This window comes from Mesorhizobium sp. M0106, assembly GCF_040322715.1.
Lineage (GTDB): Bacteria > Pseudomonadota > Alphaproteobacteria > Rhizobiales > Rhizobiaceae > Mesorhizobium.
In genome coordinates this window covers 1-13,390 of sequence record NZ_JAMYUA010000082.1, presented here as the reverse complement: position 1 = coordinate 13,390, position 13,390 = coordinate 1, and the positions used below count along the sequence as shown (strand labels likewise).

Below are 13,390 nucleotides of genomic sequence, written 5' to 3'. Positions count from 1 at the left end.
GCTCAACTGCCTCTCCAAAGAATCCTTTCTCAGCCTAAACTCAACCCCAAAATCGCCATATGCGATTCCCCTGCCCTCGAGGGGGAGATGGCCGGCAGGCCAGAGGGGGTAGCGGCGCGTCGAGCGCCGACCTCATCTGTCGCCGGGCGTCGCGCCCGGTCGAACCGACCCCCTCTGTCGCCTTCGGCAACATCTCCCCCTCAAGGGGGGAGATTAGCGCCTACGCATTATCGCCCCAGTTCTCCCAGAGCAGCGTGATGGTGCCCGACACCGCCAGCGTGCCGTCGGCGTCGATATCGGTGCCGGTGGCAAACGCCAGGTTGAGATAGAGGTCGACCGGCGTCACGGTGCCGTCGAGCGTCAAGGCTGCGGCAACATCGGCAATCGATGCGCTCGACGGCGCGGCACCCGCGCCATCCAGCGTACGGCCGGTCGCGCCCAGCACATTGACCATGGTGCCGGCAAGCACCGCGCTCGATGCTGCCGTCGAGCCGAGCGACCAGGTCAGCGCGGCATTGTCGTTGACGGTCGAGGCGCGCGGCGTCAGCACGGCGAACTGCAGTCTTGCCGTGCCGCCCTTGACGCGGACCTTGCCATCGAGAAAGTCGAAGAGCTTCTGGCTGGCAAAGCCCTGCGCATCGGTGACCGGCACCGGCATGGCATTGAACGAAAAGACGGTGCGGTAGGCGCCGCCCTGTCCGGTCGTCCTGGCTATCAGCCCTGCCCTGGGTGGGGCAAGGCCGGCTTCTCTGGCGGCGGCACGCGAAAGCGTCCGGGCAAGACCTCGGGTCATTTGGTATCTCCATTCTTGCGGGATTGAAAACGGGGTCGGCTGGGCCGCCGCACGCAACAGCGGCAAAAGCTCATGGACATTTGGATCAGTTATGTGTATCTATACACAACATGAAGAGCGCCGATGTCATCCACAGGCTGTTGGCGGATGGCTGGTACGAAGTGGCTCGAAAAGGAAGTCACGCCCAGTTCAAGCACAAATCCAGGCCGGGCCGGCTGACAGTTCCGCATTCCAAGCGCGACATCCCGATCGGCACTCTCAAGAGTATTGAAAAACAATCCGGCGTGAAGCTGAGGTAGAGAAATGCGGAACTATATCGGATTGATCCACAAGCAAGCGGACAGCGACTTCGGCGTCTCCTTTCCCGATTTTCCGGGCCTGGTGACAGCTGGCGTCAGCCTGGATGATGCCCGCGCCATGGCCGGGGAAGCACTGGCCTTTCATGTCGAGGGGCTGGTCGAGGATGGCGAAGCCATTCCCGAGCCGTCCTCCCTCGAGGAAGTGATGTCGGACAAGGACAATCTGAGCGGTGTCGCCATCCTGGTTCCCTTGAAAGCTGAAGCTGCGAAGGTCGTGCGTGTCAATGTCACCATTCCGGAAGATGTCCTCGATCAGATTGACCGATATGCGGAGCGCCACGGCTACAGCCGATCCGGATTTCTGGCCGCTGCGGCGAAAAAGGTAATGCAGATCGAGGCAGCGTAGCGCTCTCGAAGGTCGACTGGAGATGAAGCTCTTTGGGTCTTGTTCGGTTACTTTCTTTGCGGATCAGGCCGTCAGACAAAAACAACCATGTCTTATTTCGTGAGGCACGGTGCCTATGTTCCGCCGCAAATGCGACCGTACTTGGCAAAATCGGCCCGTGTATTAGCTCATAGGTTTCAAGGGAGTACCAGACGATGACCATGTCCAGAGCCATTGCCGCCATGCTGGTGACTGCCGCATTGGCAGGCTGCGCGCAGACCGAAGCACAGCAGAGAACCAGCACCGGTGCGCTGCTCGGCGCCGGCGCCGGCGCGCTTGCCGGCCAGGCGATCGGCGGCAACACCAAGAGCACGGTCATCGGTGCCGGAGCCGGCGCCTTGCTGGGCGCCGTCGTCGGCAACGCCACCACGCCGCAGCCGCGCAGCGAACAGCTTTGCCGCTATCAGGATCGCACCAGCGGCCGCATCTACACCGCCCCCTGCGACGACCGGTACTACAACGGCGATTATTGATCGTAGAATGCGGTTGGCGCGGTGGAGCCAGCTTCAGCGGCTAGTGCATGTCGCCCAAAAGTTTGCAGCGGTTCTGGGACAACGACATGGATGAACAAAGACCTAAAGGCGCGTCGATACGCGACGCCCTTTAAGGGACGATCTGTCAGGCCAAGCCGGGTGTACGGCAGGGCAGAATTAGGGGCATCATCACCTCAATTCGCAATTCCAATCACAAGAACGTTCAACCCACGAAATTTTCGTCCACGAACATCTCCGCAAATTTCTGCGGTGTGAGAGTTACATCATTGTCGCGGGCGATTTTGAGGTTCCTTGCCCACATATCCCGGATTGCTGCCGGCATTCCCTCAGGCATGTGCATAGACTGGGCTATTGCGTCATGCCATTGTCCATCGCCGCCATAGATAGATTGCAGTTTGGGGCCCATCTTTTTCAAGCCATCCTCCGACTCCTGAGAAAGTTCTCCGATGGCCCAGAGCACATAAAGCTCCAGTAGCCTAAGCAGCGGCTGTCCATCATAACGTGGGTCAGTCGACATTTTTACTTCCTACGCATCATTTTCGGCGTAATAAATGAGCCTTTCACAGATGGCCGACAGGCTGGGCTTTTCCTTCAACGACGCAACCCAGGCCTCGGTAATTTCGATCGCAATGAATATCTCGATAAAGTATGTCAGGCCCGCTTTGGCTGCCTCCGCTGGCACCAATCCCTCTTCCGGCTCGGTCGCAACCATTGCATCTGAACCCTCGGTCCAACGCTCCGACACATAAATTGTATCCTCTTCGTCAAAATCTGACAGCCGTCCAACGATATCCAATAACTTGATTATTCTCCCCACAAAGAAAATCCGCCTCGGCGATTCGGGTGCAGCGTCTTCTGGAAGATAGTCCCAGCATCATGTTGGGATCTAGGGACGAGTTGCATTACACCGGGTTCGTAAACTTGCACAATGATCAGCCGAAGTGGGTCATGGCCTCCGCAAGGTCAGTGCTCCCCGCACCCTACCCCTCCAGCCTCGCCGCCTTCTCCAGTGCCGCCAGTTGCGCCTCGTCCAGCGTCAGGAACCCCATAATATGCTGCACCACTTCGGCCCGCGCATTGCTGAGCGCGCTGTGCAGCTCGAAGCCGTTCGGCGTCTTGGTCTTGGCCAGCCACTCGCCATAGGACGGGCGGCGGTAATAGCCGGTTGCGGCCGCCAGGTCGGCCAGCACCATTTCGCCGTCCTGGCCTGAGAACACTCTGAGATAGGCCTTGGCCAGGACATCCTGCGCCTTGGCCGGGCCGCCGGCCTGGCTGGAATGGGCGAAGCGTTTGCCGCTCATGCGCCCTGCCCGCCCGAAGTATCTTGCACACCCTGCGGCATCAGTCCGCCGAGCCCGTCGAGCAGGCCGCTGTCGCGCGCCTGCACTGCCGCCGGCACGGCATCCCTGGCGACCTTGCCGGCGGCAGCCATCGCCGCTATGCCGGCCTGTTCAGCTTGAGCCTTGGCTCTGGCATCGCGTATTCCCGCCACTTCGTCCTGGCGGCGAAAAATGCGCTGCGGACTGCGGCCGGCGCCCTGCACGATCTTCAGCGCCGCGTCGCCGTCGATATTGTCCATCACGCCGGGATCGAACTGCGCCATCTGCATGGCGGTGGTGACAACCTGGATGGTGTCGCGCGCCTCGGCGGAACGGCGCAGCACGTCGAGCGGACCGGTGAAGGTCGGCCGCAACGCTTTGCCGGCAAGGCTCGCCGGCGGCAGGAAGCGGCTGTCTTCCTCGTAAAGTCCCTTGTCTTCCAGAATACCCAGCTCGCGGTCGAGATTAGAGGCAAAGCCGGCCTGGATGATCGAGCCGGAGGGGCCGAGCAGCGCGCCCTTCTCCTCCTGCCGGATCAAGGCTTCGGTCGCCGTCATCTGCGGGTTCTGTACCAGCGTCTGGAACAGGTTGACGAACATCATGTCGCGGATCTCCTCGGCCCGGCTGTCGGCATAATTGAACGCATAGGTCGGGTTCTGGCCGGTGGCGATCGGCGCGATCAGCGGCCGGCCGGCATCGTCGATCAGCCCGGGATAGTTCTCGCCGGGATTGAGCACCGGCACATAGTCTAGCCTTGCCTTGGAGGCCGTCGCCGGATCGGTGATCTGCTGCAGCGCGCGCAGGCCGGAGCGCCGCACGGCGTTCTCCTCGCGCACCGTCGTCAGCGCCTCGATGGTCGGCGAGATGCCGTAGGGATCGCCCTCGTAGCGGCGCCAGTTGAAGCACGACACCGGGAACGAGCGAAAACCGCTTTCCCTGACGACCGCCTCCTCGTCCTCGATGACGTGATAGGAAGCGAACGCCGTATCGAGATACTGGTAGGAGCCGCTCAAGCTGTACATCTTGCGCTCGTCGCGCGGCTGGATGCACTGGATCAGCGAGATCTTCGTCTCGCATTTGGCGGGGTCGTCGACCAGGATTTTGATCCGCGCCGGCAGTCTGTCATAGCCGAGCAGTTGCGCGGCCTGTCTTGCCGTGCGCTCGTAGCGGCGGTGGAAAATGTCGACCTGGCCCCAGCGGTTGCGCGAGAGATAGCCCTCGACCACCGGGATCGAGGCATAGCGGATCAGCGTGCCGCCAAAACCTTCCTCGGCATAGAGATAGGCCGGGCCGTAGCGCACGACATTGCGCAGGCAGGCCTGCGTTGCCGGCACGAAGTTCGAATTGGCGGAGTAGCGCAGCGAGAAAAGGAAATCGCGCAGCGCTTCCGCCCATTCCTTTTCCTCGTCGATCTCCTCGTCGTTGATGGCCGCGGTCGACAACCCATGCCATTTCTCCGACTGCGGAATGATCAGGCTCTCCAGCCCCGCGGCCAGCCGGTTGGCGGCCGAGTTTATGGTATTGGCATAGACCCGCGCACCGCGCCGCTCCTGCCGCTCGGCCTGCGAATCGACGCCGGCCTGGCGGCGGCCACTCCACATATCGGGCGCGTCGGGATCGCAGAATTCGGACACCGCCTCCCAGACATGCTCGTACTGGCTGCGCTCGCTCTCCAGTTCAGCCTGTCGCGACAGAATATCGCGAGCACGGGAATCGCTCATGGTCAGCCTCGCTTGATGAACTCAATGGGAAAAAGAAAGATGGCGGGACGTCGAAACTGCCAATCTCCCCACTTGAGGGGGAGATGTCCGGTAGGACAGAGGGGGTCGTCTCGCGTGGATCGGCGACCCCCTCTGTCGCCTTCGGCGACATCTCCCCCTCAAGGGGGGAGATCGGCAGCGCCTTATTCCGCCGGCGTCGTCTCCAGCGCGGCTTTGCGCCCAAAGCGCTGCACCACGAAACGGCCCATCTTCTGGCCGGGCACTTCGATCAGCGTGTAGGTGATCCAGGACAGCAGGCACACCACCGGCAAGACGACGACAACAACGACCGCGAAGCGCAACGGCGCCGACAGCTCGTGGCCGAACTGGGTGATGACCAGAGCCGCCACCGGCTGGAGAACCAGCAGATGGATCAAATAGATGCTGAAGGAAAGCTCACCCATCAAATGAAAGAACCTGTTGGCGAGCGTCATGGCGATCTTTCTGGCCACGATGCCCATCGTTCCCGGCAGCATCCGGTAGAGAACCAGGGCAAAGAACCCCAGGACGAGCGCTTCCCGCATCAACAGCTTGCTCAGCCCATAGCCGCCGCCGAAGGGCAGCGCCGCCAGCAGCATGGCCAGTGTCAGATGCACGAAAGGCCGCTTCTGCCTTTGATGGACGACGCCCGCCAGCAGCATCCCGCACAGGAAAATCTGCATCTTCAACGGCAGGAACGACGGCATCGGAAAGTGGACCGACAATTGTCCCATCAAGAACACGATCGCGCTGCCGATCGCCGCGACCAGCATGGCCGCCCATAGCCAGTCAAGCCTGCGCACCAGCAGCATAATGGCCGGGAACAGCGCATAGAACTGCATCTCCAAGCCTAGGCTCCAATCGGGCAGCGGCGTGCGATAGGCGAAATTCGGCACCAGGCCGAACAGGAACAGCAGATGGGCGCCGATATTCTTCAGGCCGCTGTCGAGATAACGCTCGGGAGCCTGCGGCGACCGCAGCAGGAACTCGTCGATGACCATTCTCGACCCGTAGAGATAGGGGCCAAGCGCCAGGGCAGCGAACAGCATGACGTAGAACAGCGGCGCTATCCTGAAATAGCGGCGGGTCCAGAATTTCAGCCAGGTTTCCGGCCTTTGCCAGGGCTCCTTGTCCTGGCGCAGCTGGTAGTGGAACACCATCAGGAAGCCGGACAGCATGATGAACAGATCGACGCCGAGGTCCGGTTCGCCGAGAATAGGAATCTGCCAGCCGGTCAACAACAAGCAGTGCCCGATGAGCACCCAGATCGCGGCGAGCGCCCGAAGCCCGTCCAGGCACTCGATGCGCGATGACCGGGCTTCTGTCATGCCGAACTCCTCGATTGCCATGTTGCAATGCAGCATGGCGGCTGAGGGAGGAATGTCAACCGTGCGGAAGGAACACGATTTGCGCTGTGCTGTTACGGAAAACGCGGAAGATCTCCCCCCTCGTGGGGGAGATTGGCAGCGTCACCCGCCTCGGCGCTTCAACAACCTTGCGTGCCGGCGCCAGTACCACCAGACCAGCACCCGGTTGCGGAACACTCTTCTCATGGCGCCCATGTCACACCCCCAGCAGCACGCGGCGCTGGCCGGTGAGCTCACTGGCCGACAGATCGGTCTTCACGGTTCCTGCGGTGCCGTCATTGGCCGCAAGCTGGGCCCGCAACGCGGCTTCGCGCGCCTGCACATCCTTGTCGGCAATGGTCGGTGTCGGCGGCAACGGCTTCAGCGCCGGCGGCTTTTGAAAAAGGCACATGGTTTTCTCCAAAGTGAGAGGCTCTTGTCCAGTCGTAGAGCAGAAAATCCTCGCCGTTCCTGCCATAGCCCGGCAGGCGGCAGCGTTGCGTCGCGCCGAGCCGGCCTAGCCAGCGCAGCGCCAAATCATTGGCGGCCAGCGCTCGCGCCTCGACCCGCCAGGCGCCGCGCGCCGCAACCTGCGGCCCGAGCACGGCATGAAAGAATTCCGTAATCCCAGGCACGCAGCGCCTCATGCGGCGCGTGCCCCAGCTCCAGGCGATCCACAGCCCGCTGCGCTGCTCGGCAGCGCCGAAGCCGGCCTCCGGGTTGCCGTTTAGCTCGGCGACGTAGGCAAAACCCTGCAGCGCCGTCAGGGCCAGCAGCGCCGGCGACCACTCGTCGAACTGGCAATCGATCTCGGCCCGGTCCTCGAGCCGGAGGTTGGCAGCGATGTAGGAGAGGTCGCGCAAAGTGGCGGGAATGATGCGGAGGGTCACCGAAATGCCCCCAGCGGATCGCTCTGCCCCGCCTTCCGCCGCGCGGCCTTGAACACCGCCGGGTCGACCACCGCTTCCCTCAGCATCATCACGCCGTAGCGGGTCGCCGCCATCAAATCGTCGCGCAGCTTCACCACCTGGCCATCCCGGCGGTGATAGAGCCGGAACTCCTCGAACCACGGCAAAAGCGTCGAAAACACCTTGAAGCGGCCTGATTGCATGCGATCGAGCATTTCCATCAGCCCGGCCTCGACCGAGACCGAACCGTCGGCGAACTGCGCATGGCCGGCGAGCATGTTCAGCCCATGTGCGGAATATTGCCTGGCAAGTGCGGTACCGGCGCCTTCCAGCGTCTCGCGGCGGCCGTCGCGCGGCCATGCCCATGGCAGCCATTCGCCCCATGGTTTCAAGGTCAGCGCCTGCATGGCGGGAGTCTGCTGCGAGGCGCGGCAGGCTTTCGTGACATAGACGACATCGGCCTCCGTATCCCAGGCGAGCTCTACCGCCGCCGAGGGATGGTCCCAGCCGAAATCGAGCGCGCCGAGCCGCGGCCAATAGCGCGGCGGCGGGAACGGCTCGCAGGCGATCAGCTCCTCGGTCACTGGAAAGATGCGGCCGGAGCCCAGCACCGGAATGCCTTTTGCCCTGGCTTCCCGCTCATGCGCCGGATAGGCGGCAACGATCTCGGCGCGCTGCTGCGGCGTATAATGTTCGGCATCGTCGATGGTCATGAAGGTGACGTGGCGGGTCATTGTGCGCCCTCGCGGCATTGAATCGTGGTGGCAGGCGCCGGACGGTTGATGTTGTCCGGCAAAGAATATGACGCGGTCGGTCAAAAGCTTGGGTTCCTCGCCCCACGGAGTGGGGAGAGGTGGCTCGGCGAAGCCGAGACGGAGAGGGGAATTGCGCCGACCTGTGCAGACAACAATCGAGGGAGCCAGCGTCTGGTGCTTGCCAAAGTCCCCTCTCCGGCCGCTGCGCGGCCACCTCTCCCCACTTTGTGGGGCGAGGAACCCAAGTTCTGCAATGCTAGCCCTTCCCCATCCCTCACACCTCCTCTGCCGACAAGAACAGCAGCACCACGTCCGACATGCCGAGCAGCGGCGTGAAGGTGACGATGGTGATGCCGCCGGTGGCGTTGGTGCGGGTCAGCCCTTCGGAATAGATGTCGAGCGGCGGTTCCTCGTCGAACCAGACGCCGTGCAGTGTTTCGCCCTGCCATTTCTCGCGGCCCTTCTCGTAGCTCTTGAACGACAGCACCGATTCGCCGGCCTGGACGTCGCCACCGCCGCCCCAGCGCACCACGACGCTGTCGAGCGCGCCCGGCGCCCGCCCCGCCATCGTGCTGAGGATCGCGTCGGCCGGGATCATGCCGGTGCCCCAGGCCGCCTGCTGCTGCGGCGGGCCGATCAGGATGCGCTGCGGGTTGTCGCGCGTGCTTTCGCCGGTGACGCCGGCCGCCCACATCCGAACCGGACAATCGAAAACCTTGCCTTGCCACCAGTCGGGATAGCGGCCGGTGAGGTGCATCGCCCATTCGGCGCCGCCGGCCCTGGTCTTGCCGAGCTGGTTGCCGGCCATGAACAGGCGCTCTCGATTGGTCGCGCCGGCTGCATGGAACTCGGCCTGCCTGGGATAGGGCCGATAGGCGGCAAGCTGGTTAGTGCGGCGCCTGCGGTCCAGCTCCGCCAGCAGGCTGAGATATTCCGTCCTTGCCGCCCGGCTGTGCGAGGCCTTTTGCGAAGCCCGGCTTCTCGAGGAACGGCCTAAGGACGGCTTCGAGGCCGCGGATGCGCTGCCTGATTTCGTCATCGCTCAATGCATCCAGATTGTTGATGTTGACATTAAGGTCCTTGGGCAGCACCGACAGCACGAGCTTCAGGTACTGATCGGGCTTTTCGGCGCGCACCTCGGCGATGACGCCGGCGCCATGGGCGCGAAAATCGGCGCGGATCGCTTCGAGGAAACCATCGGCCAGCGTCTTCTTCGCCCGCTTGGTTCGGCCGGGCTTGCCGGGTGCCTGATCGTGCGGCTGCGGATCGCCGGTGGAAGGAGCCTTGGCCATGCCCTACTCCGCCGTCCCGGCGGACATCGGCTTCTTGTTGCCTGGCCGCACGATGCGCTTGCGCGGCCTGGCCTTCTTGCCGGCGCGTGCCGATTTCGGCTTCCGCGGCTGGCTTGCGGGTTTCGCATCAGTCGTCGTGCCGGGCTTCATCGCACCGGCGTCAGGCAAAGCATTCAGCCTTGCCCTGAGAATTGCCACCGCGTTGCCGTCGAGTGCTCCCGACGGAAAGCCGAAGCCGCCGACCGCATCGACGCTACCGCCGCGCACCATGCCGATCCGCACGCCGGCGGCGACCGCCTCGAAGCGGCCATGGCGTGCATAGGGTGCGGCGCCGGCGAACTCGCCAATAGCGCTGACGACCTCTCGGCCGTCATCGTCGGTGATGATGGTGGCGTAACGGTTGGACATGGGGTGTCTCTGAAATGGGCGCACGGGCGCGTTGGGAAATCTATGGACGATAGGTGGTTGCGGACCGGCATAGTCGGTCGCGTTCATTCGCGCCGACATACCTCGGCAGCACACGCAACATTCGGTCGAACAGGAGCCCGAAATGAAAAACCCGCCTCGGCGGGCGGGTCGTTGGAGCCAATTGGCAACATACCCAGATTAGTAGCATAGCTGCCGGCACAAAGCAAGAACAAAATGTGGCGCGGTGGAAGAAAATGCACTGACGACCTCGCACCATCGTCGGTGAACGGCTGGAAGGAGGGGCGAAAAAGGCGGGCATTGCGTGAGACTTGCGTTGATGGGATGGTGGTTGCGCTTGAGGGGAACGCGTCATGGGCAATGTCACCAGTCACTACGGCAGCGACGGCATCGTCGATCGCATATTGGCCGCGATCCCGGACGCCGACCCGGCCGGAAAACTCGCGGCCGCGCAACTCTATCCTTTCGATCAGCTCCATGGCCGCGAACTGATCGCCACGCGGGAGCATGCGGCCCGTCTTGCTCCTTCGCCGACAGATCGGATCCTGGATATCGGCTGCGGCATTGGCGGGCCGGCAAGGTTTCTGGCCTCGACCTATGGCTGCCAGGTCGACGGCATCGACCTGACACCAGCCTTTGTCGCCGCGTCGAGCCGACTGACCGCACTCAGCGGACTGGCAGACAAGGTTCGCTTCCATCAGGCCGACGCAACGAAACTGCCTTTTGGCGACAGCACCTTCGATGCGGCGATCTGCTTCTATGTCGGCATGAACATCGAGAACAAGGCCGCGGTCATCGACGAGGCCTGGCGCGTGCTGAAACCGCGAGGCAGGCTGATCTGGACCGAAGCCGTGCTCGCCGGCGGCGAGCCCTACTATCCCATGCCCTGGGCGGTTTCTGCGGCGACCAGCCACCTCGCCGATCGGGAAAAATTGAAAACCCTGTTCGTCGATGCCGGATTTCGCATCGACGAAATCGTCGACGAAACCGGCGAACATGTTGAGCTGGCGCTGAAGAGGGCCAATTCCGGCATCGTGCCCTCGCCGGCGCAGCAGCAGGCAAATGAAGTCGTCATGGGCGCGGAATTCCTGCAGCGCCGCCGCAACTACATCCGAAGCCTGAGTGACGGAAAACTCGCCTCTCTCGCCGTGATCGTCTCCAAACCGGCCTGAAACAAAAAACCCGCCTCGGCGGGCGGGTCGTTGGAGCCAATTGGCACCATACCTAGATTAGTAGCATAGCTGCCGGCACAAAGCAAGAACAAAATGTGGCATGGCGGCAGAAAAATGCGAATTCCGTTCAGCGCCTCGCCTTGTCCGCCTCCCGATTGACCTTCCAAGAAGAGCGCTAGGCTGCATTCCTTCGCGCCCCTCTCTGTCCTGCCGGACATCTCCCCGACTTGGGGGGAGATCGGCTTTCGCGCCGGCTTTCGCCAATCTCCAACGTTGCAGGAAGAGCGCAGCGCCGAAACCGCCAATCTCCCCACTTGAGGGGGAGATGGCCGGCAGGCCAGAGGGGGGTACTGTCCCGGGCGCTGTCCCGCCGACTTAAAGCCGGCAACACAAGCAACGTTCGATCGAAAAGAAGCCTGAAAACAAAAACCCGCCTCTGTGGGCGGGTCGTTGGAGCCAATTAGCACCATACCCAAATTAGTAGCATAGCTGCCGGCACAAAGCAAGAACAAAATGTGGCACGGCGACAAAAAATCCGAATTCTCTTCGGCGCCTCGCGCTGCCCGCCAGCCACTTTGTGGGCGCGAACGCAGCGTCGGCAATTGGCGCTTTCTCCATTTGCCGAGGCATCTCACCGGCCGACGAGCAGCCGCAGCCGCGGATCAGAACAGGCATTCGCGCGTTTGACCCGTAGCCAATGGGAGCAAAAATCACCATGAACGTCGCCAATCTGCAACTCGAAGGCCTGCTGATGGCCATCGCATCGATCAATCAGGTCCTGGTCCGCAAGGGCGTGGTCTCCGTCGAGGAGATAGACATCGCCTTGCGCAAGGCCGAAGCCAGCGAGACCAACGAGGAAAGGTCCGAAGGCATGTCGGCGTCGAGCCGCGACGCCGTCAACTTCCCGATCCGACTGCTGGAGTTGGCCAATCAATGCCAGCCGGAAACGGACATGCCGTCCTTTTCGAAACTGGCACGCATGGTCGGTCAGATCAAGGAACCTTACAACGCCCAGATGTGACGCGGCGATCATAACTGACGCCGCGACAACGGCTTACCGCGCCGGGGTCGCAAGACTGCTGGCGGTGCCTGCTAGCGGCCCTGCAGGATCTTTATCAACTTGCTGCTGTCGGCCCCCGGCGAGGAAAGCCTGCGGTAGTCCGCGTAAGTCAGCCTGCCATTAGCAAGGGCATTAAAGAGCCGGCTACAAAAGGCGCTGTCGTATTTTGCGACACTGACATTCATGATTGCTGCGTAAGTCTTTCTTTCGTTGAGCGGGGTGGACCTCTCGCGTGCAATGCATTCGTTGATCGCCACGCGCTTGGTGACAGGGCTGCCTTCAAGCGTGGTATGCATCGTGTTGAATTCGCCTTCGGTCAAGGTAGTGCAGCCGGCAAGCAGAGACGTGCCAATCATGGCGGCAGCAAAACGCGTGGCGATGTTCATGAATTCCCCCTCAAGACCCGTGTCTTGCTTAACCCGCCGAAAGTTGGAAGTACAGAGGGAATGCAGGCGCATCTACAAAAAGCATAAACCTCGAACGCTCGTACTTTAGCTGTCGCTTTTATTGCGCGCGACCTGCGGATGGCCGGAATGACGGTACGCGGCCGCTCTCGATCGTCACGACGATGCTGGTGCGGATCGTGCTGCCGATCTGGCCCTGGTCGCGGTCATAGACCCGACCGCCATTGTCGCAGCCACCCTTCTGAGCGCCTTTACGAGAACGCCGCCTCCGAGATTGGGGATCACCCCCTGCCAAGCCTCAGCGCCAGGACCCTGCCCGGCCCGTGCACGGCGGCAAACAGCAGCCCGGCCAGGAAGGTGAAGTGATCGACGAAGAAGCCGAACTCGGCCTGGTTGCCGGCCCAGTGCGACGGCCCGTGGAAGGCAATGCCGAGGAACAGCACATAGGCGCCGGCGACGAGTGCTGCCCAGGAGAAGAAGGCGCCGCTCAGGAAGCATAGGACGAGGACGACCTCGAGCAGGGCTGCGCACCAGGCCAGAAAGAGCGGGAACGGAAACCCGGCCGCCGCGATATAGCCGGCGGTGGCGCTGATATCGTTGAATTTGAAGATCACGGCCATCAGGAAGACGGCGGCGAAGATCAGGCGGGCGATAAGGATTGCTGCGGTCTGCCACGGCGACTGAACGGTTGATTGAGCGGTTTCCAAGGTCATGATGTCCTCCCAAGAGTTACGTTGGTTGTGCCCCAAGGACGCACCACCAGCCGCAAGCCCGACATCATCCCCCGAAAAACCTGCAGGATACAAGCGCGTAGCGGGCCTCGCAAGACCAGGGTTCCTCGCCCCCATTCATGGCTAGGGGATGCACACATCTTTTCGTTGCGTCGATGACTCATCTGTGAGTTGCGGCGTCGGGTTGGTGTGTGATTCTGTAGGCGA

Annotated in this window: 17 protein-coding genes and 1 pseudogene; 5 read left to right on the top strand and 13 right to left on the bottom strand. The window is 62.3% G+C overall.

What is annotated here, in order from left to right:
• Positions 1 to 220 precede the first annotated feature (220 nt).
• Positions 221 to 793 (bottom strand): hypothetical protein, encoded by a 573-nt coding sequence (locus NKJ55_RS34430; protein WP_352453779.1) that lies wholly within the window; start codon positions 791 to 793, stop codon positions 221 to 223.
• Between the two features lie 110 nt (positions 794 to 903).
• Here NKJ55_RS34430 and NKJ55_RS34425 point away from each other — a divergent pair, with 110 nt between their 5' ends.
• From NKJ55_RS34425 to NKJ55_RS34415, 3 genes are all read left to right on the top strand, one after another.
• Complete coding sequence (locus tag NKJ55_RS34425; RefSeq protein ID WP_352453778.1) at positions 904 to 1,092, top strand: type II toxin-antitoxin system HicA family toxin; 189 nt, start codon at positions 904 to 906, stop codon at positions 1,090 to 1,092.
• A 4-nt stretch (positions 1,093 to 1,096) separates the two neighbouring features.
• Positions 1,097 to 1,498, top strand: coding sequence for a type II toxin-antitoxin system HicB family antitoxin (locus tag NKJ55_RS34420; RefSeq protein WP_352453777.1), 402 nt, complete (start codon positions 1,097 to 1,099; stop codon positions 1,496 to 1,498).
• A 194-nt stretch (positions 1,499 to 1,692) separates the two neighbouring features.
• A complete protein-coding gene (locus tag NKJ55_RS34415; RefSeq protein ID WP_352453776.1) occupies positions 1,693 to 2,010 on the top strand; it encodes a YMGG-like glycine zipper-containing protein in 318 nt (105 codons plus the stop codon).
• A 223-nt stretch (positions 2,011 to 2,233) separates the two neighbouring features.
• Here NKJ55_RS34415 and NKJ55_RS34410 read toward each other — a convergent pair whose 3' ends face one another.
• The 10 genes and pseudogenes from NKJ55_RS34410 to NKJ55_RS34365 all read right to left on the bottom strand — a co-directional run bounded on the left by NKJ55_RS34410 (position 2,234) and on the right by NKJ55_RS34365 (position 9,798).
• Complete coding sequence (locus tag NKJ55_RS34410; protein ID WP_031211512.1) at positions 2,234 to 2,548, bottom strand: hypothetical protein; 315 nt, start codon at positions 2,546 to 2,548, stop codon at positions 2,234 to 2,236.
• Between the two features lie 9 nt (positions 2,549 to 2,557).
• Complete coding sequence (locus NKJ55_RS34405; RefSeq protein ID WP_352453775.1) at positions 2,558 to 2,827, bottom strand: hypothetical protein; 270 nt, start codon at positions 2,825 to 2,827, stop codon at positions 2,558 to 2,560.
• A 184-nt stretch (positions 2,828 to 3,011) separates the two neighbouring features.
• Positions 3,012 to 3,332, bottom strand: a complete 321-nt coding sequence (locus NKJ55_RS34400; protein WP_352453774.1) for a Bbp19 family protein — start codon at positions 3,330 to 3,332, stop codon at positions 3,012 to 3,014.
• On the bottom strand, positions 3,329 to 5,071 hold the full coding sequence (locus tag NKJ55_RS34395) for a portal protein (protein ID WP_352453773.1): 1,743 nt from the start codon (positions 5,069 to 5,071) through the stop codon (positions 3,329 to 3,331). Before NKJ55_RS34395 ends, NKJ55_RS34400 begins: the two co-directional genes overlap by 4 nt.
• 182 nt (positions 5,072 to 5,253) lie before the next feature.
• A complete protein-coding gene (locus tag NKJ55_RS34390; RefSeq protein ID WP_352453772.1) occupies positions 5,254 to 6,417 on the bottom strand; it encodes an acyltransferase family protein in 1,164 nt (387 codons plus the stop codon).
• Between the two features lie 314 nt (positions 6,418 to 6,731).
• On the bottom strand, positions 6,732 to 7,325 hold the full coding sequence (locus NKJ55_RS34385) for a hypothetical protein (protein ID WP_352453771.1): 594 nt from the start codon (positions 7,323 to 7,325) through the stop codon (positions 6,732 to 6,734).
• Positions 7,322 to 8,083, bottom strand: a pseudogene (locus NKJ55_RS34380) (phage terminase large subunit family protein); the annotation flags it as partial. The pseudogene NKJ55_RS34380 and the gene NKJ55_RS34385, both read right to left, overlap by 4 nt.
• Positions 8,084 to 8,372: 289 nt before the next feature.
• The gene (locus tag NKJ55_RS34375; RefSeq protein WP_502904545.1) at positions 8,373 to 8,906 is read right to left on the bottom strand and encodes a terminase large subunit domain-containing protein; all 534 of its coding nucleotides are present in this window, start codon (positions 8,904 to 8,906) and stop codon (positions 8,373 to 8,375) included.
• Positions 8,907 to 8,985: 79 nt separating this feature from the next.
• Positions 8,986 to 9,390: a hypothetical protein gene (locus NKJ55_RS34370; RefSeq protein WP_352453770.1), complete on the bottom strand. Its 405-nt coding sequence runs from the start codon at positions 9,388 to 9,390 to the stop codon at positions 8,986 to 8,988.
• 3 nt (positions 9,391 to 9,393) lie between these two features.
• A complete protein-coding gene (locus tag NKJ55_RS34365; RefSeq protein WP_352453769.1) occupies positions 9,394 to 9,798 on the bottom strand; it encodes a hypothetical protein in 405 nt (134 codons plus the stop codon).
• A gap of 371 nt (positions 9,799 to 10,169) precedes the next feature.
• Here NKJ55_RS34365 and NKJ55_RS34360 point away from each other — a divergent pair, with 371 nt between their 5' ends.
• A complete protein-coding gene (locus NKJ55_RS34360) occupies positions 10,170 to 10,988 on the top strand; it encodes a methyltransferase domain-containing protein (protein WP_352453768.1) in 819 nt (272 codons plus the stop codon).
• 715 nt (positions 10,989 to 11,703) lie between these two features.
• On the top strand, positions 11,704 to 12,009 hold the full coding sequence (locus tag NKJ55_RS34355; RefSeq protein ID WP_352453767.1) for a hypothetical protein: 306 nt from the start codon (positions 11,704 to 11,706) through the stop codon (positions 12,007 to 12,009).
• A 71-nt stretch (positions 12,010 to 12,080) separates the two neighbouring features.
• Here the strand turns inward: NKJ55_RS34355 and NKJ55_RS34350 are convergent, their stop codons facing one another.
• A complete protein-coding gene (locus tag NKJ55_RS34350) occupies positions 12,081 to 12,434 on the bottom strand; it encodes a hypothetical protein (protein ID WP_352453766.1) in 354 nt (117 codons plus the stop codon).
• Between the two features lie 299 nt (positions 12,435 to 12,733).
• Positions 12,734 to 13,165, bottom strand: coding sequence for a DoxX family protein (locus NKJ55_RS34345; protein ID WP_352453765.1), 432 nt, complete (start codon positions 13,163 to 13,165; stop codon positions 12,734 to 12,736).
• Between the last annotated feature and the right edge of the window lie 225 nt (positions 13,166 to 13,390).

Coding starts and splice junctions, on each gene's coding strand:
- NKJ55_RS34430 (WP_352453779.1), bottom strand. CDS start 793: ATGACCCGAGGTCTTGCCCGGACGCTTTCGCGTGCCGCCGCCAGAGAA.
- NKJ55_RS34425 (WP_352453778.1), top strand. CDS start 904: ATGAAGAGCGCCGATGTCATCCACAGGCTGTTGGCGGATGGCTGGTAC.
- NKJ55_RS34420 (WP_352453777.1), top strand. CDS start 1,097: ATGCGGAACTATATCGGATTGATCCACAAGCAAGCGGACAGCGACTTC.
- NKJ55_RS34415 (WP_352453776.1), top strand. CDS start 1,693: ATGACCATGTCCAGAGCCATTGCCGCCATGCTGGTGACTGCCGCATTG.
- NKJ55_RS34410 (WP_031211512.1), bottom strand. CDS start 2,548: ATGTCGACTGACCCACGTTATGATGGACAGCCGCTGCTTAGGCTACTG.
- NKJ55_RS34400 (WP_352453774.1), bottom strand. CDS start 3,332: ATGAGCGGCAAACGCTTCGCCCATTCCAGCCAGGCCGGCGGCCCGGCC.
- NKJ55_RS34395 (WP_352453773.1), bottom strand. CDS start 5,071: ATGAGCGATTCCCGTGCTCGCGATATTCTGTCGCGACAGGCTGAACTG.
- NKJ55_RS34390 (WP_352453772.1), bottom strand. CDS start 6,417: ATGACAGAAGCCCGGTCATCGCGCATCGAGTGCCTGGACGGGCTTCGG.
- NKJ55_RS34375 (WP_502904545.1), bottom strand. CDS start 8,906: ATGGCCGGCAACCAGCTCGGCAAGACCAGGGCCGGCGGCGCCGAATGG.
- NKJ55_RS34370 (WP_352453770.1), bottom strand. CDS start 9,390: ATGGCCAAGGCTCCTTCCACCGGCGATCCGCAGCCGCACGATCAGGCA.
- NKJ55_RS34365 (WP_352453769.1), bottom strand. CDS start 9,798: ATGTCCAACCGTTACGCCACCATCATCACCGACGATGACGGCCGAGAG.
- NKJ55_RS34360 (WP_352453768.1), top strand. CDS start 10,170: ATGGGCAATGTCACCAGTCACTACGGCAGCGACGGCATCGTCGATCGC.
- NKJ55_RS34355 (WP_352453767.1), top strand. CDS start 11,704: ATGAACGTCGCCAATCTGCAACTCGAAGGCCTGCTGATGGCCATCGCA.
- NKJ55_RS34350 (WP_352453766.1), bottom strand. CDS start 12,434: ATGAACATCGCCACGCGTTTTGCTGCCGCCATGATTGGCACGTCTCTG.
- NKJ55_RS34345 (WP_352453765.1), bottom strand. CDS start 13,165: ATGACCTTGGAAACCGCTCAATCAACCGTTCAGTCGCCGTGGCAGACC.